General features: G+C 71.8%; 9 protein-coding genes, 1 tRNA gene and 1 pseudogene. 8 read left to right on the top strand and 3 right to left on the bottom strand.

The annotated features are described in order from the left end of the window. Positions 1-142: 142 nt before the first annotated feature. The 3 genes from HW445_RS11820 to HW445_RS11810 all read left to right on the top strand — a co-directional run bounded on the left by HW445_RS11820 (position 143) and on the right by HW445_RS11810 (position 2,087). Positions 143-742, top strand: a complete 600-nt coding sequence (locus HW445_RS11820; RefSeq protein WP_180220976.1) for an HhH-GPD-type base excision DNA repair protein — start codon at positions 143-145, stop codon at positions 740-742. Positions 743-1,041: 299 nt separating this feature from the next. Beyond that, the gene (locus HW445_RS11815; protein ID WP_003949502.1) at positions 1,042-1,338 is read left to right on the top strand and encodes a type II toxin-antitoxin system VapB family antitoxin; all 297 of its coding nucleotides are present in this window, start codon (positions 1,042-1,044) and stop codon (positions 1,336-1,338) included. Positions 1,339-1,430: 92 nt separating this feature from the next. Then, positions 1,431-2,087, top strand: a complete 657-nt coding sequence (locus HW445_RS11810) for a LytR C-terminal domain-containing protein (RefSeq protein ID WP_257231011.1) — start codon at positions 1,431-1,433, stop codon at positions 2,085-2,087. 241 nt (positions 2,088-2,328) lie between these two features. On the opposite strand, the gene upp is transcribed toward HW445_RS11810, so the two are convergent. Next, positions 2,329-2,964, bottom strand: coding sequence for a uracil phosphoribosyltransferase (gene upp / locus HW445_RS11805; protein ID WP_151773700.1), 636 nt, complete (start codon positions 2,962-2,964; stop codon positions 2,329-2,331). A gap of 223 nt (positions 2,965-3,187) precedes the next feature. On the opposite strand from upp, the gene HW445_RS11800 reads away from it, so the two are divergent. The 4 genes from HW445_RS11800 (at position 3,188) to HW445_RS11785 (ending at position 4,912) form a co-directional block, all read left to right on the top strand. Beyond that, positions 3,188-3,430, top strand: a complete 243-nt coding sequence (locus tag HW445_RS11800; protein WP_218956869.1) for a hypothetical protein — start codon at positions 3,188-3,190, stop codon at positions 3,428-3,430. A gap of 208 nt (positions 3,431-3,638) precedes the next feature. Then, positions 3,639-4,190 carry a hypothetical protein gene (locus HW445_RS11795; RefSeq protein ID WP_180220978.1) on the top strand — a complete coding sequence of 184 codons (552 nt, stop codon included), beginning with the start codon at positions 3,639-3,641 and terminating at the stop codon, positions 4,188-4,190. 138 nt (positions 4,191-4,328) lie between these two features. Continuing rightward, positions 4,329-4,760: a tRNA adenosine(34) deaminase TadA gene (tadA, locus tag HW445_RS11790; RefSeq protein WP_180220977.1), complete on the top strand. Its 432-nt coding sequence runs from the start codon at positions 4,329-4,331 to the stop codon at positions 4,758-4,760. 67 nt (positions 4,761-4,827) lie between these two features. After that, positions 4,828-4,912, top strand: a tRNA-Ser gene (locus tag HW445_RS11785). Between the two features lie 581 nt (positions 4,913-5,493). Here HW445_RS11785 and HW445_RS11780 read toward each other — a convergent pair. Together HW445_RS11780 and HW445_RS11775 are read right to left on the bottom strand one after the other, a co-directional pair. Beyond that, a pseudogene (locus HW445_RS11780) lies at positions 5,494-6,729 on the bottom strand (tyrosine-type recombinase/integrase). Between the two features lie 49 nt (positions 6,730-6,778). Continuing rightward, the gene (locus HW445_RS11775) at positions 6,779-7,153 is read right to left on the bottom strand and encodes a hypothetical protein (protein ID WP_180220974.1); all 375 of its coding nucleotides are present in this window, start codon (positions 7,151-7,153) and stop codon (positions 6,779-6,781) included. A 166-nt stretch (positions 7,154-7,319) separates the two neighbouring features. On the opposite strand from HW445_RS11775, the gene HW445_RS11770 reads away from it, so the two are divergent. After that, complete coding sequence (locus HW445_RS11770) at positions 7,320-7,754, top strand: GntR family transcriptional regulator (RefSeq protein ID WP_180220973.1); 435 nt, start codon at positions 7,320-7,322, stop codon at positions 7,752-7,754. Positions 7,755-8,186 lie beyond the last annotated feature (432 nt).

Raw genomic sequence — 8,186 nt, 5'->3', positions numbered from 1 at the left:
GGTCCCGGTGGGGCCGGGCAGGTCCTGACAGGTCCGGTGTGAGCCCGGCGGGTCCCGCGTGCGGCCCGGAGGGGGCCGGGGTGCCGGGGGTCGGGCGGGGGCCGGGGAGCGGGAAGTTCCGGCTCGCGGGATCATCGTCTGCATGGACGTCACCCTCCGCCTCGCCCAGGACCCCCCGGCCGACGCGCTGCTCGGCCGCAGCCCCCTCGCCGCACTGGTCGGCATGCTGCTCGACCAGCAGGTGCCGATGGAGTGGGCGTTCAAGGGACCCCGCACCATCGCCGACCGGATGGGCGCGGAGGACCTGGACGCCCACGACATCGCCGCGTACGACCCCGAGGCGTTCGCGGCGCTGCTCTCGGAGAAGCCGGCCGTGCACCGCTACCCCGGCTCGATGGCCGGGCGCATCCAGCAGCTCTGCCAGTACCTGGTGGAGCACTACGACGGCGACGCCGAGGCGGTCTGGCGGGACGTCGCGGACGGCAGGGAACTGCTGAAGCGGCTGAAGGACCTGCCGGGGTTCGGGGCCCAGAAGGCGCAGATCTTCCTGGCCCTCCTCGGCAAGCAGCTGGGGGTCGCTCCCCAGGGATGGCGCGAGGCGGCGGGCTCGTACGGGGAGGAGGGCTCCTTCCGCTCGGTGGCGGACATCACGGGGCCGGAGTCCCTGGTGAAGGTGCGGGCCCACAAGCAGGAGATGAAGGCCGCGGCGAAGGCGGCGAAGGCCGCGAAGACCGCACAGTAGCCGCCGCCCGGACCGCCACCACGGGGTGGCCCCTTCGGTCGGCCCCGCATGCCGGCAGCCCTGCATGCCGACAGCCCTGCATGCCCCGCCGCCCCGCCCCACGGCCACCGGAGCCCGTACCCGTGCCGCACGCGCGGGCGGCCCGGACGCGGGTGTTCGGGTGCCGATGAGCCGGCCGCGCGGGTGTCGTCGAGGAGGGAACGGCGCCACGCCGTCCTCCGCGGGGGCCGCGCGGGCCGGGCGGCCCGGTTCGTCGTCAGTGGCTGCGCCGAGGACGCCACTCCCGGTAGGCTTTCCGTGTGATCTTCAAGCGCATCGGAAACGGCCGGCCGTACCCCGATCACGGCCGGGAAAGCACCCGGCAGTGGGCGGACGTCGCGCCGCGCCCGGTCCGCCTCGATCAGCTCGTGACGACCAAGGGGCAGCTCGACCTGGAGACCCTCCTCGCCGAGGACTCCACCTTCTACGGGGACCTCTTCGCGCACGTCGTGAAGTGGCGGGGCGACCTCTACCTGGAGGACGGCCTGCACCGCGCGGTCCGCGCCGCGCTCCAGCAGCGCCAGGTGCTGCACGCCCGCGTGCTCGAACTGGACTGATCGGCGGTACCCGTTGCCCCTTTCGGGTTGATTCCCGCCGGGATGATGATCGTCTTGTATGCATCACCGGCCGGGCGCACTACGCTGCGCTCATGAGCATGCTGACCCCACCCGGCATGGGCGGCCGGTACCGCGTCACGGGGAAGACCTACCCCCGCATGCGACGGCCCAGGAAGCGCGGCAGGATCGTCGCGCTGACCGCGCTCCCCGTCGCCCTGCTCGGTGTGCTCGGCTGGGGCACGCTGCAGCTCATCGACGTCTTCACCGGCGGCGACGAGGCGTCGGCGGCCGGCTCGAGCGCGGAGTGCGCCACCCGCCCGAGCCCCTCGCCCACCCCCGCCAAGGCCTATCCCCGGCCCGACGGCATCACCGTCAACGTGCTCAACGCCACCACCCGCGGGGGTCTGGCCAAGAAGACCGCCGACGAGCTGAAGAAGCGCGGCTTCCTGATCGGCGAGGTGGGCAACGCGCCCGCCGAGTACGACAAGAAGGTGAAGGGCGCCGGGCTGTTGATGGGCGCGCCGGACACCGCCGACACCGTGCTGCCGGTGCTGCGGACCCAGCTCGCCGGAGCCGAGGTCAGGCCGGACGCCGCGCGACGGCCGGACGGGAAGGCGAAGACCCCGGTGGTCGACCTGATCATCGGCGACGCCTTCAAGGACCTGGCCACGCCGGTCGACGCCGAGAAGGCGCTCACCGCCCTGACGGCGCCGGCACCGGCCCCGAAGGCCACCAAGAAGGGCTGCTGAGCCCGCACGCACACGCACCGCGGGCCGCGGGGCACAGGCCGCAGGGACAGGCCGCGGGACACAGGCCGCGGGACACACACTCCCGCGCACCGGAGCGCGCCCACCACGGCCCGCCCCCGGCACACGCCCGGAAAGGACCTCGCCCTCCGGGGCGGCCCCGGCTCAGGCCAGGTCCGCCCCGGAGGGCGAGGTCGTCCCACCCGCAGGGCGGGCGGCCGTCACGCCGGAGAGCCGGCGGCCGTCACTCCGCCGAGCCGTACATGCGGTCGCCCGCGTCGCCCAGGCCGGGAACGATGTAGCCGTTCTCGTTGAGCCGCTCGTCGATCGAGGCGGTGACCACGGTGACCGGCACGTCCGCCAGCTCGCGCTCCATGACCTCCACGCCCTCCGGCGCGGCCAGCAGCACCACGGCCGTCACGTCGTCGGCGCCGCGCTCGATCAGCTCGCGGATGGCCGCGACCAGCGTGCCGCCGGTGGCCAGCATCGGGTCCAGGACGTACACCTGACGCCCGGACAGGTCCTCCGGCATGCGGGTGGCGTACGTGGACGCGGTCAGCGTCTCCTCGTTGCGCACCATGCCCAGGAAGCCCACCTCTGCGGTCGGCAGCAGGCGGACCATGCCGTCCAGCATGCCCAGACCGGCCCGGAGGATCGGCACCACCAGCGGACGCGGGTGGGACAGCCGGGTGCCGGTGGTGGTGGCCACCGGGGTCTCGATCTCGACCTGCTCGGTGCGCACGTCACGGGTGGCCTCGTAGGCCAGCAGGGTGACGAGCTCGTCGGCGAGCCGACGGAAGGTCGCGGAATCGGTGCGCCGGTCGCGCAGGGTCGAGAGCTTGTGGGCGACCAGCGGGTGGTCGACGACGTGGAGACGCATTGCTCCACAGTAACCGGGCCCGGAAGCCCGGTTCACCAGGCCGTCCGGTCCCCGGCGGCGACCCGTCGCGGCATCCGGGCGGCATCGAATCCGCTGTCCGAGGGAAGGTGGAAGGAACACGGACAGACCGGACCGGGGTGGTGATGCTGTGCCCGACCGCCGCAGTTCCCGAGAGCAGGGGGCACGACGGCAGCCGTCCGGCGGACAGGCGCGGAAGCCGCAGGTGGAGGAGCCCCCGCCGCCGCCTCCGCTCACGTCCGCCACCACGCGCCGACGGAGCGCCGAGCCGCCTCCCCCGCCACGCCCGGCCAGGCCGCCGGAGACGGACGAGGAGCGGCGCCGCCGCCGGGCCCAGTTCCTGCGCGACCTGGCCGAGGCCCGTGAGCTCCGCGACCGCGTACAGCCCCGCCGCGCCAAGGCGGCGCGCCTGCGCCACGCCATGCGCATGCGCACCTTCCGCTGGTAGGAGCACCACGACGCGCCGGGCGCGGGAAGGCCTCCGGGGCCGGTCACGATCAAAAGAGCCAGACACAGGGAGTCGAAGACATCCCCTGCGAGCGAGGTTTCTGCCACGATTCCGAGTGGGCGGGAACCTCGGACTCCTCGGTCCCCCGCCCGTGACCCCGCCGGGGGGAACCCCAACCGGCACACCTATGACCAGTGGGAGAGTCACGGTGTACTTCGCCGCACTGCTCGCGCGCACCGAAGACGGGTGGGAAGCGAGCGACACGGAGCTCGACGATGTGGAGACCCTGGCGGACCTGGCCGATCTGGCCCGTGAAGCCTCGCCCGACGACGACACGGTTCTGGTGCTGATCGAGCAGGAGGACGCCTGGTTCGGCGTGGTGCGCGTGGACGGCGAGGACGACCCTCGCATCTACGTGTCCAACGCCGCGGCCGCCCGCCGCAGCTCGTACGGCGAGATCCTGCTCACCGACGATGTGCTCGGCCGCGAGCCGGAGGAGGACGACACCACCGACCTGGACGCGCTCGACCTGGACGGCACCGAGGACGGGGAGCCGCAGGACCTGCTCGACGATTCCGACGACGACGACGGCGTGGCCGGCGCCGGCGGCCCGGTGCCGCACGGACCGGTCGGCGACGGGGAGGTCCTCGATGACCTCGGCGTCAGCGAGAAGGAGCTCCGCTCCCTCGAGGCGAACGACGCGCTGAACACCATCGCCGAGGCGGTCGGCGCCTCCGAGGTCCTGGAGACGGTCCGCTAACGTCCCCGTGTGACCACCGACCCCACCGCCCCGCGCCCCCTCCCGGGTGCGGGGCGGAGCCGTACCGACGCCCCCGGCCCCGGCCCCGGCGGCCCCACCGGCCTCGTCGACCCCGTGCGCGATCCCTGGCGGCCCGTCATGGGCCTTGCGCTGGAACAGGCGCGGGCGGCGTTGCCGGGTGGCGACGTCCCGGTGGGCGCCGTCGTGCTCGCCCCCGACGGCACCACGGTCCTGTCCGTCGGCCACAACGAACGCGAGGCCACGGGTGACCCCACGGCCCACGCCGAGGTGCTGGCGCTGCGCCGCGCCGCCGCCGCGCGGGGTGAGTGGCGACTGCCCGGCTGCACCCTCGTGGTGACCCTGGAACCGTGCGTGATGTGCGCGGGGGCGCTGGTGCAGTCCCGCGTCGACCGGGTCGTCTACGGCGCCCGCGACGAGAAGGCCGGCGCCGCCGGCTCTCTGTGGGACCTGGTCCGCGACCGGCGCCTCAACCACCGCCCCGAGGTGATCGAAGGCGTCCTCGCCGACGACTGCGCACGCCTGCTCACCGACTTCTTCCGCACCCGCTGAGCGCCTTCGGGGGCCGCCGCCCAAACGGATTTCTGCGCAGCGCCCACCGTGCTGTAAAGTCTCCCTCGGTAGCGTGTCCGAGCGGCCGAAGGAGCTCGCCTCGAAAGCGAGTGTGGCGCAAGTCACCGAGGGTTCAAATCCCTCCGCTACCGCTGGTAGACGAAGGGCCCGGTCCGTTGGACCGGGCCCTTCGCGCTGCTCCGTCTCACTTCCCGTCTCAATCGGGACGGAAAGGGAAGGATCTTGGGCTACTTCCGGCAGCAGACCACAGAACCGCCGCCGAGCAGCGTGACAAGCGCAGCCACGATGTCCCAGCGGTTGGCCGCAGCGGCGAGCACGACGACGATCACCAGCACCCTCCCCGCGAAAAGCTCCGCAGAGGGGTTGCTGAGACCAGGCAGCGGGAACGCCACCGGGAACGGGAGGGCGCTACCGCCCGGAAACCAATTTCGGGTACCGTCGGGTACGGAAGTCATCGATCACCTTTCTCCAGGTACGTGACCTCACGACGGGGGGAACCTCAGCTCTTTGCTTGCCGGCGTGACTGAGGTGCCTCCCGTCGACCTGAGTGGTCGTGAGGTTGCGATGAGCATACCGCGATCAGTGGTAAGCGTGAGACACCGCAACCACAACATGTTGTATCTACACTGAAGTTCAGGCACTACATGTAGTGGTCCTCACGGTCTTCCGCACCCCCCTGCCAGGGCCTTTGCGGCCCCTTCTGAAAACCGGACTACTCGTCACCGGTCAGACAATCGGCCTGCCAGATCAGCGTGTCCACTTGCGCGGCAACGTTGGTGCGAACGGTATCCACCATGTGCTGGTACCGCGCGGCCATAGCCGTGGAGGACCAGCCCATGAGGCCCATGACGGCTCGCTCGGAGACGCCGAGGATCAGCAGGACCGTGGCCGCGGTGTGCCGAGCGTCGTGGAGGCGGCCGTCGCGGACGCGGGCGGTGCGCAGGAGTTCCTTCCAGTCGTCGTAGTCCGTGCGCGGTGAGGTGCCGCGGCCGGTCTCCGTGGCGAAGAGCCAGCCCTCATCGGCCCACCTCTCCCCCGCCAGCGCGCGCTCGGCGTCCTGGCGTACCCGGTGCCGCTGGAGGAGTTCCACAAGCTGTGGAGGAAGGCCGACAGCCCGGCGCCCGGCGCGGGACTTGGTGTCCGCGGTCTCGGGGTTGGTCCGAACGCGCTGCGGGCAGTACCCGGCCTTGCGCCCGCACGGGCTCTCGCAGCCGTGGTCGTAGCGGGGGCGTCGCCGACTGCGGCGGACCATCAGGACGCCCTTGTCCAGGTCGACGTCCGCCCACTTGAGGCCGAGGGCCTCGCCCTGGCGCAGGCCAAGAACCAGGGCCACCGCCCAGCGAGCCGGGTTGCGGCGGCGTTCAGCGGCCTGGAGGAGCCGGCGCACCTCCTCCACCGTGTACGGCTCCACCTCCCGCTCCCGCACGCGCGGTGCCTTCGCGAGCTGCACGGGGTTCTTGCCGAGGTGGCCACGCCGCACGGCCTCGTTCAGCGCCGTCCGGAAGGTTCGGTGGACCTGGTGGGCCGTGGCCGCCTTGCTGCCGTTGGCCTGCATCTTGGCGTAGAAGACCTCGATCTGCTAGGCGGAGGCCCGCTTGTACTCCTCCAGCCCGACCCTCGGCAGGCACCTCGCCCGGACCCGCACCCCGTACCGGTCGGCCCGCACCCGCAGGGAGGGGACGAGGACACGGGGGCGGGGCGGTGTCCCGCTGGTGTTCCTGAGCGAGGCCAGCGTGCTCGGCGTCGAGTCCGTGACGGTCAGGCCGGCCATCAGGGCCAGCCGCCGCCAGGACCGGCGGACCCGCAGAGCCTGCCGCATGCTGGCCCGCATGTCCGCGTCTGCCCGGAGGTAGCGAACCACCCAGCTCACCACCCACCCGAAGGCGGCGGCGAGGGCCAGGCAGACGACGATGCGGCCGAAGTTGGTCACCTGCGTCACTTGCTCCATCTCAACTCCCTCCATTCGACGGACAGTCCCAGTGGTAGCCGCGGTCCTCCTAGGCGAGATCGTCAGGAGCACCCCCCGACACGGGCACCGGGCTGCCCAGCAGTTCGAGGGCGCTGGCCCGGTAGGCGATGCCGTCCTGGATCTGGCCGTTGAAGACCCGGGCCCACGGGGTGGCGAACAGGTCCACCGGCCGGACGAACATGCCGACGTTGAGACCGTCCGGCAGGCCGCTCTTGGGGACGGTGACCTTGATGGCCTCGGCCCGCTCGTCCTCCATCACGAACACCGTGACGGTGTAGAGGCTCTCGCCGGTGTCCCGGTCCTTGGCGATCTGCGTCCGCTCCTGGTCGGTGAACTTCGGGGTCGGCAGCATGCCGACCATGTGGCGGGTGGTCTGGGCGAAGCCCACGCGAATGCGTGCCATGGCGATGTTCCTTCCTCGTAGTCGCCTCGTACGGCGACCTCGGGACTAGTAGAGCTAGGTGTGCTAGCACTGGCAAGCTTGCCAAGTTCTGCGCGTGTCCAAACCTGTGCGGCGGAACAAGGGCCGGGTAGGTGTGCTAAGGGAGCTAGACGGCTAACCTGGATGCATGACCCCCGCGAAGAGCGACCGGCCAGACCGGCGGCCGCCGTACCAGCACGCTGCCGAGGCGATCCGCAAGGAGATCCGTGCCGGCCGGCTGAAGCCGGGGGAGCAGCTGCCGTCGCTGCGGGAGCTCCAGGACCGGTTCGGCATCGCCAACATGACGATGCGCGCCGCGCTGAACCTCCTCCGCGAGGAAGGGCTCATCTACACGATCCAGGGCCGCGGCAGCTTCGTCGCCGACGTCGGGGAACTCCCGGACGGCTACACGGCGCCGGCCTGGTACCTGGCCGGCAGCGGAGCCGAGGGCGAGGAGGACGGCACCACGCTCACCGAGGTCCTCACCTCCCTCCGCGACGAGGTCCGCCACCTCAGCGCCGAACACCAGGACCTCAAGCGCGAAGTCGAGGAACTGAAGGCCCGGGTCCACGCGAACTCCTGAGTTCCGCCAGGTCAGCCCGCATCACGGCCGCCTCCCGACTCATCCGGCGCACCATCGCCAGCATCTCGAGCGCGAGCACCAGGGCGTGCCCGCGGTGCGCCTCGAGTACGTCATCCCGCTGCCTGTTCACGTACACCCACTTCGGTTCGTCACGATCCCGATGACCGCACGGCGACGTCCAATCGCCCCGTACGTCCTTCATGGAGATCCGGAACCAGGTCATTGCCACGGCAGGCCCGAAAGAGTGAAGCGCCGAGCTGTTAAGAGTTTCCTTACTGGATCAAGGCGGCCCGCTGTCGCGGCCCGCGCGGCGTGGCGGCCCCGGGCCGCCGCCGGCTCCATGTCTCCGCCACCGCCCGCGACGGCCCGGAGCCACTCACGCCGCAAGCCCGAGAAGCGGGTGGCCGAGCCGTGAAGTAGCTGCTCATTCAG

Source organism: Streptomyces sp. UH6 (assembly GCF_013421635.1).
Taxonomy (GTDB): domain Bacteria; phylum Actinomycetota; class Actinomycetes; order Streptomycetales; family Streptomycetaceae; genus Streptomyces; species Streptomyces abyssomicinicus.
Note: the sequence above shows the minus strand (reverse complement) of the source record. Positions and strands in the feature narration are given on the sequence as shown.